The following is a 15426-nucleotide window of genomic DNA, read 5'->3' on the forward strand; positions in this document are numbered from 1 at the left end:
TGTTGACCGGTATCGCAAAGTGTCCTAACTGGCAAAACATGAGCACTCTGAACAGCACCCCCGTGACCTCGGTCGCCGAGATCCGCAAAACCTTTCTGGATTTTTTCGCCTCTAAAGGACACACCGTCGTGCCCACCAGCTCGCTGGTACCCGGCAATGATCCGACCTTGATGTTTACCAACTCCGGCATGGTGCAGTTCAAGGATGTGTTTTTAGGCTCAGACAAGCGCCCGTATGTCAGAGCCGCCTCGGTACAAGCTTGCCTGCGCGCCGGTGGCAAACACAATGACTTAGAAAACGTCGGCTACACCGCACGCCATCACACTTTTTTCGAGATGCTGGGCAACTGGAGTTTTGGCGATTACTTCAAGCGCGAATCCCTCAAGTGGGCTTGGGAATTGCTGACCGAAGTGTATAAATTGCCCGCCGAAAAACTCTGGGCCACCGTCTATATAGACGATGACGAGGCCTACGATATTTGGACCAAAGAAATCGGCCTGCCGCCTGAGCGCGTGGTGCGCATCGGCGACAACAAGGGCGCGAAATACGCCAGCGATAACTTCTGGATGATGGCCGATACCGGCCCCTGCGGTCCGTGCAGCGAGATATTTTTTGACCACGGCCCCGCGATTGCCGGCGGCCCACCGGGCTCGCCCGAACAAGACGGTGATCGCTACATTGAGATTTGGAATAACGTCTTCATGCAGTTCGATATGCAGCCAGACGGCTCGATCAAACCACTGCCTGCGCCTTGCGTGGATACCGGCATGGGCTTGGAGCGTTTAGCCGCCATCTTGCAACACGTGCATAGCAACTATGAGATCGATATTTTTGACGCCTTGATCAAAGCCGCCTCGCGCGAAACTGGCGAGCAAGACTTAAACAACAAGTCTTTGCGCGTGATCGCTGACCACATCCGCGCCACCGCCTTTTTGGTGTGTGACGGCGTGAATCCGTCGAATGAAGGCCGCGGCTATGTGCAGCGCCGCATCATTCGCCGCGCCATTCGCCACGGCTATAAGCTAGGCAAAAAAACACCGTTTTTTCACAAACTTGTGCCCGATTTAGTAGCCCTGATGGGCGACGCCTACCCACGCCTAGCCGCGCAAGGCGCGCGCATCACCGACGTGCTGCGCGTCGAAGAAGAACGCTTTTTTGAAACGCTTGAAATTGGCATGCAAATTCTCGACGCGGCCTTAGCGGGTGGTGCTGTTGTGCTGCCGGGCGAAGTCGCTTTCAAGCTGCACGACACCTACGGCTTTCCGTTAGATTTGTCGGCCGATGTTTGCCGCGAGCGCGGCTTAGAAGTCGACGAAGCCGGTTTTCATGCCGCCATGGACAGGCAGAAAAACCAAGCCCGCGCCGCCGGAAAATTCAAAATGGACAGGGCGCTGGAATACACCGGCGCAGGCCACGCTTTTACCGGTTATGAGCGGCTAGCCGAGCCGGCCACTGTGGTCGCCCTGTATGCCGACGGCCTAGCGGTTGAGCAATTAATCACCGGACAAAACGGCGTCGTGGTTTTAAGCACCACACCGTTTTATGCTGAGAGCGGCGGTCAAATCGGCGACCAAGGTCGGTTGACTGCGCCAGGGATTAGCTTTTCTGTTGATGACACTTTAAAGATCAAAGCCGATGTGTTTGGCCACCACGGCGTGCAGCAAGAAGGCACGCTTAAAGTCGGCGACGCCATCACCGCCCAAGTCAACACGCAACTGCGCGCAGCCACGGTTCGCAACCACAGCGCCACGCATTTAATGCACAAGGCCTTGCGCGAAGTACTCGGCGAGCATGTGCAGCAAAAAGGCAGCTTGGTAAACGCCGATCGCACGCGTTTTGACTTTGCGCATAACTCGCCAGTCACCGACGAGCAGATTCGTGAAATCGAAGCCCGCGTGAACGCCGAAGTGTTGGCCAACGTGGCGACCGATGCGACCGAGATGGACATGGAGTCCGCACAAAAATCTGGCGCCATGATGCTGTTTGGTGAAAAGTATGGTGAAACCGTACGTGTACTTAGCATTGGGTCTAGCAAAGAGTTGTGCGGTGGTATTCACGTCGGCCGTACCGGAGACATTGGTTTATTCAAAATAGTTGCTGAAAGCGGTGTCGCCGCCGGTGTGCGCCGTGTTGAGGCAGTGACGGGTGAGAATGCTTTGGCTTATTTGCAGTCGCTAGAAGCCACCGTACAAAGCGCTGCCGGCTCACTCAAAGCCAACCCCGCTGATTTGTTGCAGCGCATCGGCCAAGTGCAAGACCAAGTTCGCAGTTTAGAAAAAGAAGTCAGCGCGCTAAAAGGCAAACTGGCATCTGCGCAAGGCGATGAATTGATGACGCAAGCCGTAGACATCAATGGCCTTAAAGTGCTGGCCGCACGTCTTGAAGGCGCAGATGCCAAGACGCTGCGCGACACCATGGACAAGCTCAAAGACAAACTCAAAACCGCAGTCATAGTGCTGGCAGCAGTCGATGGCGACAAGGTTCAAGTCGCCGCCGGCGTGACCAGCGACAGCGTGGCTAAATTCAAGGCTGGCGAGTTAGTCAATTTTGTAGCCCAGCAAGTCGGTGGCAAAGGCGGCGGTAAGGCGGATATGGCCATGGCGGGCGGCAACGATGCGTCTAAATTGGCGCAGGCTTTGGATTCAGTGTTGGCTTGGGTTCAACAGCGGGCTTGATTATTTGTCACACTGAGCGCCCTTGCCATTGCGATTTCGATTTCGATTTCGATTTCGATGCTTAGGCGCTCATTTTTGTCTGCGGGTCTATTTAGATTCATTCTTGCTGTCAAATTGACGATCGTCTTTAACACCGGTATTGGTCCCCACAGTCGAAAGAAACTGCCGTAATTGAAAGATAAGAGTTTCGCCAAAATCCCGCGGTATTTCTTCAGCTGTAACTCGCAGATTGATCTGCGCAATTTCTTCCTGAATAAAATCATGCGTCATATGTGTGCCAAAGTTTTGATAAAGAGAGAGGTATTGCTGGCGTTGTTCTGCCAGTGCGTAGATTTGCTCATCCGTTATGTCGCCAAGAGTTTCTGGATTCGTAAAGACTGTGTGCGTATCGGTTTCGAATTCGCCTTTAAGCCAAGTCAGGATTTCTTTAAATTGAGTGCTGCTTGCTTGTCCGTGATTAAGGATAAGTCCTATTACTTGCAGCTTGAAATCGCGTGAAGTATTAGGCATTAACCGTATCTTCGACAACTCTTGCTGCGCTAGTTGAGCGCTTAAAAATCCGCGAGAAGAATAAAGAGTTTCTAAGAGTTGCAGCTTTTCTGGTACCGATAAAACGGGACTTTCGAGCACTGTATATGTATTGCCGCAAGCAGCATCGAGCCCTAAACGCATACGTTGTCTATACGGCTCTGGATCAATTCCTTCCGCCATGGGTATGGCCAACAGTTGGTTGCGCAGTGCTTCGCGCACATCGCGTGGGTGATTCCTTATATCTATTCCACTCATGACGGCAGTCGTAAATACGGCCATTTTTTGCGCTGTGGTGTTGGCTTGAACAATGCCTGTTAATAACGCCAATCGCTCTGGCAGATCGTGGCTAACTTCTCTACCCCACAAACGAAGCGCAGCTATTGTGTTGTGCATAGAAATAGTTGGGGGGGCAACGATTAACGCGTTTAATGCTTGGCGGGCCCTGTAAATGTTTCCTTGAATTTGATTGAATAAAAACCTGCTGGCTTTTTGCTCAACATTTGGCAATTGACTAACGGCCCACAGCTGCGCAAGCCGTGGCTGCAACAAGGGCCAAATTTCGGCTTTGATTTCAGGGATTTCTTGCCAAAAATTCATCAATTCAAGAGCTCTTAAGACGATTTTTGGTTCCCCTACAGTTGTAGCCGCGTTGATGAGACCTTCTCGATCTTGCGCCCCAAGAGTTCCCCATAGTTCAATTGCTCTGCTTTGAGTTCTAGCAGTTAGATGGCTCAACAAAAACAGGGCTGACTCGGCCACATCGGGTTGTGAGGGATTCGTTGCAGCGGTGACGACAGCTGTGCGTCCAGCGGCCCCCAAGGTAGACCAGATTTTAGTTGTTCTGTCGTCAGTTGCGCGCCCAAGGGCCCCCAAGAAAGACCAGCTTTTAGTTGTTCTGTCGTCAGAGTAGTTTGATAGGCTGGCCAACAAACGCATGGCTTGCCTTGCCAGTGCTTGTTCTGCGGAGCTTGTTGCCGTGTTCACGACAGCAGCCCTACCAGCGGCCCCTAAGGTGGCCCAAAGCTCAGATCTTCTGCCATCAGAGTCGAGAGTTAGATTGATCAATAAACCCAGAGCTAGCTTCGCAATTGCTGGTTTTGCGGAGTTCGTTGCAGCGGTCACGACAGCAGCCCGACCAGCGGCACCTAAGCTTGCCCAAAGTTCAGCACTTATGACGCCAGAGTCCAGACTTAGATTGAACAACAAACCCAGAGCTATCTTCGCAACTGCTGGTTCTGCGGTGCTTGTTGCAGCGGTCACGACAGCAGCCCGACCAGCGGCTCCTAAGGTGGCCCAAAGTTCAGCTCTTTTGACGCCAGAGTCCTGACTTAGATTGAACAACAAACCCAGAGCTATCTTCGCAACTGCTGGTTCTGCGGAGCTTGTTGCAGCGGTCACGACAGCAGCCCGACCAGCGGCTCCTAAGGTGGCCCAAAGTTCAGCTCTTATGACGTCAGAGTCATGGGTTAGATTGAACAACAAATACAGAGCTGTGCTCGCTATTTCTGGTTGTGCGGGGTTCGTTGTAGTTGCAGCGTTAATTACTTCAGACATTCGCCCCTGAAGTTCGCGAAACACAGCGACTTTTTCTTCTTCACTAATAAGCGAGCGACTGAGTAATTTCATCAACTCTTCTTGATGAATCTGAGTGCCCTGATGGGCTTTATCTAAAGGGGAAGGTGAAGAACTGGAAGAACTAGCGCTGCTGATTATTCTGGTGGGAGGGCTGTAGCTACTAAAGCTACCGTAGCTATTAAAGCTACTAGAGCTACTGGAGCTACTGGCGATACTAGACCTACTCGCTTTAGCCTCAGTGCGTTCTACCGCGACTGGTGTGACCAAATAGCTTGATAGGCTTCTTGGAGGAAAGAGACTGGCTTGGTGCGTGGGTAACTGGCTCGCAAGGCTAATCTGACCTTCAACGCTGACCTGAACAACTGAGTCTGAAAGCGGTAGGTTTTTTCTATCTAGTCCTTGATGAGAAGTAACGGTATTGGTTGCTGTTTTATTTATGGGATTCATGTGTCGTTACCAGTTGATGTGAATAACTGTTGAGTAGTATGAATAGAAGAGGTTTAAAAAAACTAATGAACTTCGGTGACTTTTGATGGCGTTTATAGCGCTGATTGATTAGACGTGCAAGCGCGAAAACACTGGTTTTTTGTTTCTTAAGAAAAGATTAAAAACCTTGTTTTGCGCATTGAGTGCTGCACCAGTGCGTTGTTTTTTTGATGGTGTTTAAACGCAAAATTAAACGACAAAGTCATTGTTAGATTGTGCTTAAAACGATGGGTGTAAAAATAATAATTACTAGAAAATTTATGCGTATTTTATCTTAGATGAATTGATTTATTGGCACTGTCCAAAAACCAAAAACCAAAAACCAAAAACCAAAAACCAAAAACCAAAAACCAAAAACTAAAAACTAAAAACTAAAAACTAAAAACTAAAAACTAAAAACTAAAAACTAAAAGCCCAGCGCTGGTCAGGCTCGACGATTTTGTTTCACGTTACGCAATAATTGTCCACGTACTGCTAAAAAAAGTGCAGGACGCAGGGTACATTGATCACTTTTTTCAAACCATTTACCTGTGTCGTAAAAATATGCACAACGCACAACGCACAACGCACAACGCACAACGCATAACTGTAAGGCGTGTGTCCAACATGAATGAATCACTTTTTCGTTGACTAAAAAATCTATTTAGAGTCTCTCTTCCTATCGAATTGACGATAGTCTTTAATACCGGTATCAATCACCGCAGGCGAAAGAAACTGTCGTAATTGAAAGATAAGAGTAGCGCCAAAATCCTCTGGTATTTCTTCTGCCGCAACTTGGCGATTAATCTGTGCGATTTCTAACTGAATAAAATCGCGCGTCATATGTGGTCGAAAATTTTGGTAGAGCGCGAGGTATTGCTGGCGCTGGTCTGCTAGTGCGTAGATTGCCTCATCCCCAATATCTCCAATAGCAGCTGGATTGGTAAAGACCGTTTGCGTATCTGTTTTGAATTCGCGTTTAAGCCAAGTCAGGATTGCTTTAAATTGAAAGTAGCTTGGTTTCCCGTGATGGAAGATAAGTCCTATCGCCTGCAACTTGAAGTCGCGTGTAGTCTTAGGTGTCAACAATACCTTGGACAAGTGTTCATGCGTTGCTTGAGCGTTCGTAACTGCTGAAGAAATATAAAGAATTTCTAAGAGTTGTAGCTTTTCTGGTGCTGTTAAAACTGGGCTTTTGAGTACTGCTGATGTGTTGCCGCAAGCTGCATCAAACCCTAGGCGTAGGCATTGTCTATACAGCGTCGGGTCAATACGTTCAGCTGTGGGTATGGCCAAAAGTTGCTCGTGGAGTGCTTCGCGCCATTCTTGTGGACGTTGCCTGAGATTTATTCCACTCATCACGGCAGCCATAAACACAGCCATTTTTTGCGAAGAGGTGTTGGCTTGAACTATGCCTGTTAGTAACGCTAATCGTTCTGGCTCATGGCGGCTATCTCGTTCACCCCACATGCGCAGTGTGGCTATGGTGTGGCGAATAGAAATAGTTGGTGTGGCTGAATTCAGCGCGTTTAATGCCTGGCGGATTTTCTGTGCGTTGCCTCGAATTTGATCGAAGGCGGATTCAAGCTTGAAGTGCAACCGTATGCTGATAGGACTCTAACTGTTCCATAAAAACCTGATGCGGCGTTCGATACCCTAAACATTTTCTAGGACGATGATTGAGCCTGTGCATCGCTAAAGCAATGTCATCGTCGGTGATGCAATTAAAGCGCATCCCCTTTGGGAAAAACTGGCGAATCAAACCGTTCATATTCTCGTTTGCCCCACGCTCCCACGAGGCGTATGGATGGGCGAAAAAGAAATCTGCACTCAGCGCAGAAGCTATTCGTTCATGCTGAGAAAATTCCTTGCCGTTATCTGTCGTGAGTGTGTGCACGCAATGAGCGAATGGTTTAAGTAAAGTGATTAACGCGTCCCCTACGGCTTGCGCTGTTTTGAATGGCACGTGGAAAATTATTGAATACCGAGAGACACGCTCGTTAATCGTCACTAGGGCTTGCTTCTGCCCGGCACCAATCACCAGATCAGCCTCCCAGTCGCCAAAGCGCGCACGCTCAAGCACGATGGCGGGTCGCAGTTCTATTGAGACCTGGCGAGAGATGGTGCCGCGCCGTTCACGGCCGCTGCTGCGTTTTTTTCGCGTCTTCTGGCAACGCAGTGTTTTATGCAAGCTGCCGCCCGCGCGTTTGTCAGCGTAGATGTACTGGTAAATGCTCTCATAGCTAACACCGGGTTGGCATCGAGCTTCGAGGTGGCCGCTGATTTGTTCGGGGCTCCAAGCCTCAGCCAACTTTTCCTCCACTACAGCCCATGTCGAGTCAGCAACTCTAGGACTGTTGGCGCAGGCAAGTCTACGTTCTTGGGCTTTGTCATTTGCCTGCTTAGGGCGATAGCCTCGTAGACCGCGGTTACGACGCAACTCACGGCTGATGCTCGATTTATCACGGTCCATCATTTTTGCAATTTCACTTTGATTGAAGTTTGCTTTGACGAGGATTGCAATCTGGTAACGTTCGTCACGGGTGAGGTGTGTGTAAATCATTCTGGGCAACTTTGACTTGGTAGTCGGGAAGCTTGGATGCTCTCACATCTCACCCACCCGTACGGTTAATTTCAAAGTTGCACTTCAGACTTGAATCCGCGGAATAAAAAACGGCTAGCTATTCGCGTTATATCTGGCCGCAGAGTAACTGCCCACAGCTGCGCAAGCCGTGGCTGCAACAAGGGCCAAATTGCGGCGTTGATGTGATTGTTCCCTTTTTAAATAATCAGCAATATAAGAGCTAGTTTGGCAACTTCTGGTTCCCCGGCAGTTGTTGCCGTAACGATCAGGCTTTCGCGCCCAGCCGCTCCCAAGGTGGCCCATAGTTCAACTTTTCTCACGTCAGAGTTGAACGTTAGACTGATCAATAATCCCAGGGCACGCCCGGCCATTGCTGGTTCTGAGGAGGTCGTTGCCGCAGTAATGACAGCAGCGCGTCCAGAAGCTCCCAAGCTAGCCCATAGCTCAGCTGTTCTGACGTCCGAGCTGGCAATTAAATTGACTAACAAACGCAGGGCTTGGTTGGCCACTGCCGATTCTGCGGGAGTCATTGCAGCGGTGGCGATAGCTGTGCGCACAGCGGCCCCCATGCTGGCCCATAGTTCAGCTTTTCTGACGTCAGAGTTGATAGTTAGATGGACTAACAAACTCAGGGCTTTCTCGTCCACTGCGGGTTGTGCGGGGGTCGTTGTCGCTAAGAGGATAGCTGCGCGCCCAGCTGCACCTAAGCTGGCCCAGAGTTCAGCTTTTCTGACCTCAGAGTTGGCAGCTAGATTGGACAACAAACCCAGCGCTTTCTCGGCTACTGCTGGTTGTACGGGTGGCGTTGAGATTGCAGCGTTAACGACTTCAGACATTCGTCCCTCAAGTTCGCGATACACCGCGGCTTGTTCTTCTTCACCAATACGCGAGCGATTGAGTAATTTTTCTAATTCCAAGGGGTGAATCTGCGCGCCTTGATGGGCTTTAACTAAATGTGAGAGGGAAGAATTTGCGTTGCTGATTGTCCTGGTGAGACGGCTGGAGCTACTAGAGCTACTAAGGCTACTCGCTTTAGTCTGAGTGCTTTCTACCGGTACTGGTGTGACCGAATAGTTCGATAAGCTTCTTTGAGAAACGCGACTGCTCTGGTGCGTGGGTATTTGGCTTGCAAGGCTGCTCTGAATGGCTGGGCTTGGAATAGTCGGTATTTTTCTTTCTGCTTCTAGACGCAAGCTAGGATTTATGACGGTCGTTCTATGTGAGGGATTCATCTGTCGTTACCGGTCAAGTAATATGAACGTAAGAATAATTAATAAAAAAGATTAATTAAATTTGACGATTTATCCAGACATTCACAGCGTTGATTGGCTGCGCGTGCAGACACGAAAATGATAGTTTTTTATTGCTCAAAAAAGACTAAAAATTTTGATAAATCTTGTAGTGCGTATTGAGTACTACTTCCGTAAATTTGTATTTTTGATGGCGTATAAATACAAAAATTAAACGAGAAAGTATTGGATAGACAGCGCTCACAGTGTTGAACGATCGAATGTATTTGCTCACTAAATTTATACTTATTTAGTGTTGGATTAATTGCTTTATTGGCGTTGGCTAAAAGCCAAAAGCTAAGCGCTGATGACTATCAACGGTCTCGTTTCACGCTATTTAATAATTGCCCACCTAACGTTTAAAACGGCGTGGGCCGTAGGGCAGGCATTAATAACTTATTTCAAACTATTCGCATATTGCATGCGAATAATCACAACTCACAATTGAATCCACAGTAGCTACTTAAGTGCCGTTAATGAGGCAGTCAGGCGTGTTTTATGATGCCAGTCGTTGGTTTTATTTACGCGTCTTTTTGCGCTCAAATCGCCCGTTGATTAACCCGTTTTGACAAAGCCTCAGCACTTTCTTTGCGTTCGCTATAACGGTCTACCAAGTGAGCCGAGACATCCCGCGTGAGCAGTGTGAACTTGACTAACTCTTCCATTACATCGACCACGCGGTCGTAGCAAGATGACGGCTTCATGCGGCCGGCTTCGTCAAACTCTAGAAAAGCTTTGGGTACTGATGACTGATTGGGTATCGTGATCATGCGCATCCAGCGGCCCAAAATTCGCATTTGATTGACCGCGTTAAACGATTGTGAGCCGCCTGAGACTTCCATCACTGCCAGTGTTTTGCCTTGCGTTGGCCGCACGGCGCCCAAGCTCAGCGGTAGCCAGTCGATTTGGGATTTGAGAATGCCGGTCATGGCGCCGTGGCGTTCCGGTGATGTCCAAACCATGCCTTCGGCCCACGCTGCGAGGGATCGCAACTCTTGCACTTTTGGGTGGTCATCGGGTTCAGCGTCAGGCTGCGGCAAACCGGTGGGGTTGTAGATTTGGGTTTCTGCACCCATGGCTTGCAGCAGCCTTGCTGCTTCTTCGGTGAGCAAGCGGCTAAATGAGCGTTCGCGCAGCGAGCCGTAGAGCAGCAATATGCGCGGCGCGTGGGTGGATGGCGACGGGTTGGTTATGGTTTGTTGGTTGGGTACTATAAATAAATCGTGCGCCAAATTAGGCATATCTGCGGTGCTGGCGTTTTGCATTTTTTTGTAATTTTGTAATTTTAGATTTGGCTATAAATTTTAAAATTCAGACTTCTGCCCAAAAGACTGCAAACCATTGCTGCGAGTCTGTCCAATGCTTTATGTTTTTAAAGCCGGCTTGTTGGAGTAGTTCGGTCATGCTGTCCAGCGTGTATTTGTACGAGTATTCGGTCAACATGCGCTCGCCGCTTTTGAAGTCTCTTTGTTGGCCAGGCCAGCTAACGGTGAGGTCTTGCTTGGCTTCTAAGTGCATTTCAATACGCGACTGTTCGCGGTTGAACAAAGCCACGTGTTGCCACTGACGCAAATTAAAATCGCTGGCCATTAGGCTATTGGCATTGAGCAGCAAGTTTTTGTTAAATGCGCCGGTGACACCTAATGCATCGTCGTAGGCGGCTTCTAGTGTGGCGCTGTCTTTGACTAAATCTATGCCAATCAATAAGCCACTTGCATTGCCTTGCGCGGGATTGGCGATAAGACTTAAAAAGTCTAATGCTTGTGCGGGTTCAAAGTTACCTAAGCTAGAGCCGGGGTAGAAAAACACGCGGTCATGGGTTTGCACTTGTGGCGGTAGTTCTAGCTGACTCGAAAAATCCATGCCCAAACCGATGATGTCTAAGGCGGGAAAATTTTGCTGCAACTGCTCTGCGGCGTCTTCTAAAAAATCGGTAGAAATATCTATCGGCACATATTGGTGCGGCAAGATGTGTGGAATCAGTGTGGCGGCTTTAGCGCAATTGCCCGCACCCAAATCAATCAAGCAAGGCTGTGAAATACCCGTTTGTGAAATGGCTTGGGCAATTTGGCTGTGATTGGCTTGAAAAATAGCCGCTTCGGTGCGCGTTGGGTAGTACTCGTCAAGCTGGGTAATTGCCTCAAATAGTTTGGAGCCCAGTGCGTTATAAAAATATTTGGGACTGGCACTGGCCGCTGCTGCACTAATGCTTTGTGCCAGTTCACTGGCTGGGCTCTGGACGTTTTGACGGGTAGTTTTGCCGTCATACAGATTGATAAATTGCGGGGATTTGGCGGCTGACTGTTGGGTTGTCTCAGTCGCTAAGAGATCAGGTGCTTGGGTGTCGAACTCAGATGTCAAAATTTTTTTCGCCTGTAAATGGTGATGCCCTTGCGGGTGAACTTCTGGCGGTCTACAGTGTATTTTTTTCTGCCGCTACTAGTGAAGAACTGTAGCGCGTTGCGCTATGCCGTGCTACGTCGCTTGACTGCAAGCTTACGCAGCACTGAGGTTTTGCAGTTTGAGTTGGCTCTCAAACGCTCTGGCTTGACCGGTAATCGGGTCGGTAAATGCAATGCCCTTGGCCAGTAATTGCAGGGGGAAATTAAAGTCGTCACCCGGCGTATCGAGCACTGGCGGGTACATACGGTCATTGTCAATCGCCAAGCCTAGTGCATACATATGCACCCGTAACTGGTGTTTTTTGCCGGTCACTGGGTTTAATTTGTAACGGGCTTTGTTACCTACGACTGCGATGACATCTATCTCGGTTTCGCTGTTCGGTGGGCCGTCAATTTCACGCTGACGAAAAAACGGCTCGCCTTCAACGATGCGGCTTTTGCGCGTGAGTGGAAAGGCAATCTCTGCGCGCCACGGCGCAATCGCTTCATAGTGTTTGCGCATTTGGTGGCGACGAAACAAGTCTTGGTAGGCGTTGCGGTCTTGCGGGCGTTTAGAAAAAAGCACCAGTCCTGCGGTCTCGCGGTCGATTCGGTGCAGCGGCACCAAGCAATCTATGCCTAGGCGTTTTTTTAGCCTTACTAGCAGCGTTTCTTGCAGATAGCTACCTGAAGGTGTGACGGGTAAAAAATGCGGTTTATCGGCGACCACCAAATACTCGTCTTGAAACAGCAGGCTTTCTTCAAACGGAATACGAACTTCTTGCGCTAAAGCACGGTAGTAGTAAATACGGATGTGACCTTGGTAGGGCCGCTCAGCGTCAACTGGCACACCAAACTCATCGACCATCAGGCCTTGCGCCATGCGCTCTAACCAAGTCTGGGCGGAGATGGCGGGAAAGCGTTCAAAGAAAAAATCCGCCATGGTCGGCCAGTTGCCCGCTGGCAGGCTTACGCAACTGGGGGTGACGCCATCGCGACTGGGTAGGCCGTGATTACTCATGTTTTATCGCCATGAAATTTGCACTGACGCAACTTCTATTCCCACCACTCATACCCGTTCAAACACGATATCCCAGACACCGTGGCCTAGCTTGATGCCGCGGTTTTCAAACTTGGTGAGTGGCCGGTAGGCGGGCTTTTCGGCGTAGTCGCTGGCAGTATTTTTAAGTGTTGGCTCGGCGCTGAGAACTTCTAATATTTGTTCTGCATACGGTTGCCAGTCAGTAGCGCAGTGCAGGTAGCCACCGGGTTTGAGTCGGGCTACAAGCTTTTTGATCAGCGGTGCTTGAATCAAGCGGCGCTTGTTATGCCGTTTCTTGTGCCAAGGATCGGGGAAAAAAATATGCGCACCGTCCAAACTATCGGCGGCCAGCATATGGTCTATGACTTGCACGGCATCGTGCTGAAGTATGCGGATGTTGCTTAAATTTTGTTCGCTAATGCGTTTGAGTAAAGCACCAACGCCGGGTGTGTGGACTTCGCAGCAAAGAAAGTTTTTCTCTGCCAGCGTGGCGGCTATATGGGCTGTGGCTTCACCCATGCCGAAACCGATTTCAAGAACAGTCGGAGCAGACCGGCCAAAAGTGGCCTCAAGGTCTAAACGTTCTGGCTTGTAGGGCACTAAAAATTGCGGCCCTACAGCTTCAAAAGCTCTGGCTTGGCCGGCGGTTGTGCGGCCGGTGCGCAGTACAAAGCTGCGTATGGGGCGCTCAAGGGGGGAAGGGGTAGTGACGGGTTCAGGTTGTTCGCTCATGGCTTGATTGTCCCTGATTGCAGACGAGACTTTCCCAGTTGGTGACGGCTTTTGCCAGCCAGTCGGGGAGGCTGCTAGCCGTCGTCTGATCGGCCAGGCCTAAGACCCTGCCAGCGGCTTGTAAACAGGTCAGCGGTGAGCGCAAATCCAGCGCTTGCGCACCGTTTTGTTTGGAGAGTTTTTCGCCGTTCTCGCCCAGCACCAGCGGCACATGCCTATAAATCGGCGTGGGCAAATTCAATGCGCGTTGCAACAAAATTTGCCTGGCAGTGTTGTCAGCCAAGTCTTGGCCGCGCACGATGTGGCTAATGCCTTGGGCGCCATCGTCAACCACCACGGCTAACTGGTATGCCCATAAACCATCGGCGCGTTTGAGCACAAAGTCGCCAACTTCAGCGGCCACGTCTTGTGATTGATGGCCTAGGCGGCGATCGTGCCAGTGGGTTTTCTCAAGGTTGCTCGGGCAAAGCAAGCGCCACGCTCTGGCCGGTTTGCCATGCAAGCCGTCTCTACAAGTGCCGGGATAGATTAATTCTGCATGGCGTTCACGGCTTTGCGCGCTACTGGCTTGGGCGATGTCTTTTCTGCTGCAGCCGCAGGGGTAGGCCGCTTTGCTTTCTATCAAATGCTCTAAGGCTTGGTTGTAAAGATGGCCGCGCTGTGATTGATAGCTAGGTGCTTGGTCTGGTATCAAGCCGCAGCAGGCCAGTTGCTTGATGATGGTTTGGTCAGCGCCAGCGATGCAACGCGCTGTGTCAATGTCTTCTATGCGCAGCAACCACTGGCCCTTGTGGGCACGCGCATCCAGCCAGCTCGCCAGTGCGGTGGCTAAGGAGCCCGGATGCAGCGGACCAGTGGGGGAGGGGGCGAAGCGGCCTATGTAATTGCTGTCGTGCAATTGTTTGATGTGCCGTTTTTTTAAGATTTAATTTTCAGCAATTGGCCTTAAATCACAGCCAGTGCTAATTCCAGTCCGGAGATAAATCCGTTTTCAACTCTATGCCCCAAACACCAGTCGCCGCAAACACCTATATTTGTTTTGGCATCCCACAGATGGCTTTTGCCCAACGGCTCTGTGGTTTGGGCATAGCGCCAGCGATGCACTTGCGCAAACGGCGGCTCTACCCGTATGCCGGTCACTTCGGTGAAAGCTTTAAGCAGTTTGGCTTTAACCCGCTCGGCGTCGTCTTCTAAATGGCGTTCTGACCAGTCGGGGCTGGCTTGCACAGTCCAGCGTTCTAACTGGCTGCGGCCGGGTTTGGACGACTCTCTGGCTAGCCACGCGATGCGGTGGTGCGTGCTGCGCGCTGCATTCCACTGCGGGCCCAGATGTGCCAGGTTGGGTTGTGCGGCTTGCGGAAAAGCCAGCATCAAAGTCCAGCAAGGTGCAACACTGACTTTTTTGATCGCTGTTTGCATGGGTTTTGCCAATTGCGAAGACAACAGCAACCCCTGTGCTTGGGGTGAGGGCACGGCCAGCAACACGCTGTCAAAGCCGGACTGCACGCTTGCAGTAGCGCCTTCGCCTTCGGTATGGAGTTGCCAGCGTTTGGGCGAGAGCCGGTCGGGCTCAATCCGTGTGACGGCGGTGCTGAGTTTGAGCTTGCCGGCAGAAGCGATGGGTTCGGCCCAATGCCGCACCAGCGCATTCATGCCGGGTGCTGCAACCCAATGGGATTCACGTGACGGCAGAGATGAAGACACGACCCGGCCGAGCTCGTCGAGTATGCGCACGGTGTTGGCGCTCCAAGGCCTGACCATATTGCTCGCCGTAGCGAGCGCTAATTGAAACCGCTCGTCACGCACTGTGAAGTACTGAGTGCCATGGTCAAAACTGCCAAAACTGCTGTCCCGTGTGGACATGCGTCCGCCTGCGCCGCGGCTTTTTTCAAATACCGTTACCTGGTGACCAGCCTGCATCAAAGTGCGCGCGCAAGCTATGCCGGCAATGCCCGCACCGATTACCGCGAAATGGCGGGGCGTTAATTTGGCAGCGGCAGCGGGAGGGCGGGATTTATTTGTCATGTCTTTGTACTTTTTTCTAGAGTTGGAAAGTCAACAAAAGGGATACGGTCAGAACCCGAGCAAAAGTTTTTTTTGCAGCAAGTCTAATTTTTTCCCTGTCCCCACTCTACACGCTGGCGGAGGTGGC

At 50.7% G+C, this 15426-nt stretch carries 11 protein-coding genes; 1 reads left to right on the forward strand and 10 read right to left on the reverse strand.

Annotated features, from left to right (window positions below):
* Window positions 1-38 precede the first annotated feature (38 nt).
* On the forward strand, window positions 39-2675 hold the full coding sequence (alaS, locus tag HC248_RS05395) for an alanine--tRNA ligase (protein ID WP_168921611.1): 2637 nt from the start codon (window positions 39-41) through the stop codon (window positions 2673-2675).
* A gap of 87 nt (window positions 2676-2762) precedes the next feature.
* Here the strand turns inward: alaS and HC248_RS05400 are convergent, their stop codons facing one another.
* From HC248_RS05400 to HC248_RS05445, 10 genes are all read right to left on the reverse strand, one after another.
* Window positions 2763-4550 carry a hypothetical protein gene (locus HC248_RS05400; RefSeq protein ID WP_168921612.1) on the reverse strand — a complete coding sequence of 596 codons (1788 nt, stop codon included), beginning with the start codon at window positions 4548-4550 and terminating at the stop codon, window positions 2763-2765.
* Window positions 4551-5906: 1356 nt separating this feature from the next.
* Window positions 5907-6845, reverse strand: coding sequence for a hypothetical protein (locus HC248_RS05405; RefSeq protein WP_168921613.1), 939 nt, complete (start codon window positions 6843-6845; stop codon window positions 5907-5909).
* Window positions 6829-7809: an IS30 family transposase gene (locus HC248_RS05410; RefSeq protein ID WP_168920958.1), complete on the reverse strand. Its 981-nt coding sequence runs from the start codon at window positions 7807-7809 to the stop codon at window positions 6829-6831. The genes HC248_RS05405 and HC248_RS05410 overlap by 17 nt, the downstream gene beginning before the upstream one ends.
* A gap of 218 nt (window positions 7810-8027) precedes the next feature.
* A complete protein-coding gene (locus tag HC248_RS05415) occupies window positions 8028-8747 on the reverse strand; it encodes a hypothetical protein (RefSeq protein ID WP_168921614.1) in 720 nt (239 codons plus the stop codon).
* 911 nt (window positions 8748-9658) lie between these two features.
* On the reverse strand, window positions 9659-10384 hold the full coding sequence (gene arsH / locus HC248_RS05420; RefSeq protein ID WP_168921615.1) for an arsenical resistance protein ArsH: 726 nt from the start codon (window positions 10382-10384) through the stop codon (window positions 9659-9661).
* 46 nt (window positions 10385-10430) lie between these two features.
* Complete coding sequence (gene egtD / locus HC248_RS05425; RefSeq protein WP_420372013.1) at window positions 10431-11396, reverse strand: L-histidine N(alpha)-methyltransferase; 966 nt, start codon at window positions 11394-11396, stop codon at window positions 10431-10433.
* Between the two features lie 219 nt (window positions 11397-11615).
* Window positions 11616-12521, reverse strand: coding sequence for an RluA family pseudouridine synthase (locus HC248_RS05430; RefSeq protein ID WP_168921617.1), 906 nt, complete (start codon window positions 12519-12521; stop codon window positions 11616-11618).
* Window positions 12522-12569: 48 nt separating this feature from the next.
* Window positions 12570-13274, reverse strand: a complete 705-nt coding sequence (trmB, locus tag HC248_RS05435) for a tRNA (guanosine(46)-N7)-methyltransferase TrmB (RefSeq protein ID WP_168921618.1) — start codon at window positions 13272-13274, stop codon at window positions 12570-12572.
* Window positions 13258-14172 (reverse strand): tRNA glutamyl-Q(34) synthetase GluQRS, encoded by a 915-nt coding sequence (gene gluQRS, locus HC248_RS05440; RefSeq protein ID WP_168921619.1) that lies wholly within the window; start codon window positions 14170-14172, stop codon window positions 13258-13260. The genes trmB and gluQRS overlap by 17 nt, the downstream gene beginning before the upstream one ends.
* Before the next feature lie 47 nt (window positions 14173-14219).
* Window positions 14220-15299: an NAD(P)/FAD-dependent oxidoreductase gene (locus HC248_RS05445; RefSeq protein WP_168921620.1), complete on the reverse strand. Its 1080-nt coding sequence runs from the start codon at window positions 15297-15299 to the stop codon at window positions 14220-14222.
* Between the last annotated feature and the right edge of the window lie 127 nt (window positions 15300-15426).

Origin of the sequence: Polaromonas vacuolata, assembly GCF_012584515.1 — a bacterium.
Classification (GTDB): domain Bacteria; phylum Pseudomonadota; class Gammaproteobacteria; order Burkholderiales; family Burkholderiaceae_C; genus Polaromonas; species Polaromonas vacuolata.

Excerpts from the sequence above, each read along its gene's own strand:
- trmB (WP_168921618.1), bottom strand. The coding sequence starts at position 13,274 with ATGAGCGAACAACCTGAACCCGTCACTACCCCTTCCCCCCTTGAGCGC.
- arsH (WP_168921615.1), bottom strand. The coding sequence starts at position 10,384 with ATGCAAAACGCCAGCACCGCAGATATGCCTAATTTGGCGCACGATTTA.
- HC248_RS05410 (WP_168920958.1), bottom strand. The coding sequence starts at position 7,809 with ATGATTTACACACACCTCACCCGTGACGAACGTTACCAGATTGCAATC.
- HC248_RS05445 (WP_168921620.1), bottom strand. The coding sequence starts at position 15,299 with ATGACAAATAAATCCCGCCCTCCCGCTGCCGCTGCCAAATTAACGCCC.
- HC248_RS05430 (WP_168921617.1), bottom strand. The coding sequence starts at position 12,521 with ATGAGTAATCACGGCCTACCCAGTCGCGATGGCGTCACCCCCAGTTGC.
- alaS (WP_168921611.1), top strand. The coding sequence starts at position 39 with ATGAGCACTCTGAACAGCACCCCCGTGACCTCGGTCGCCGAGATCCGC.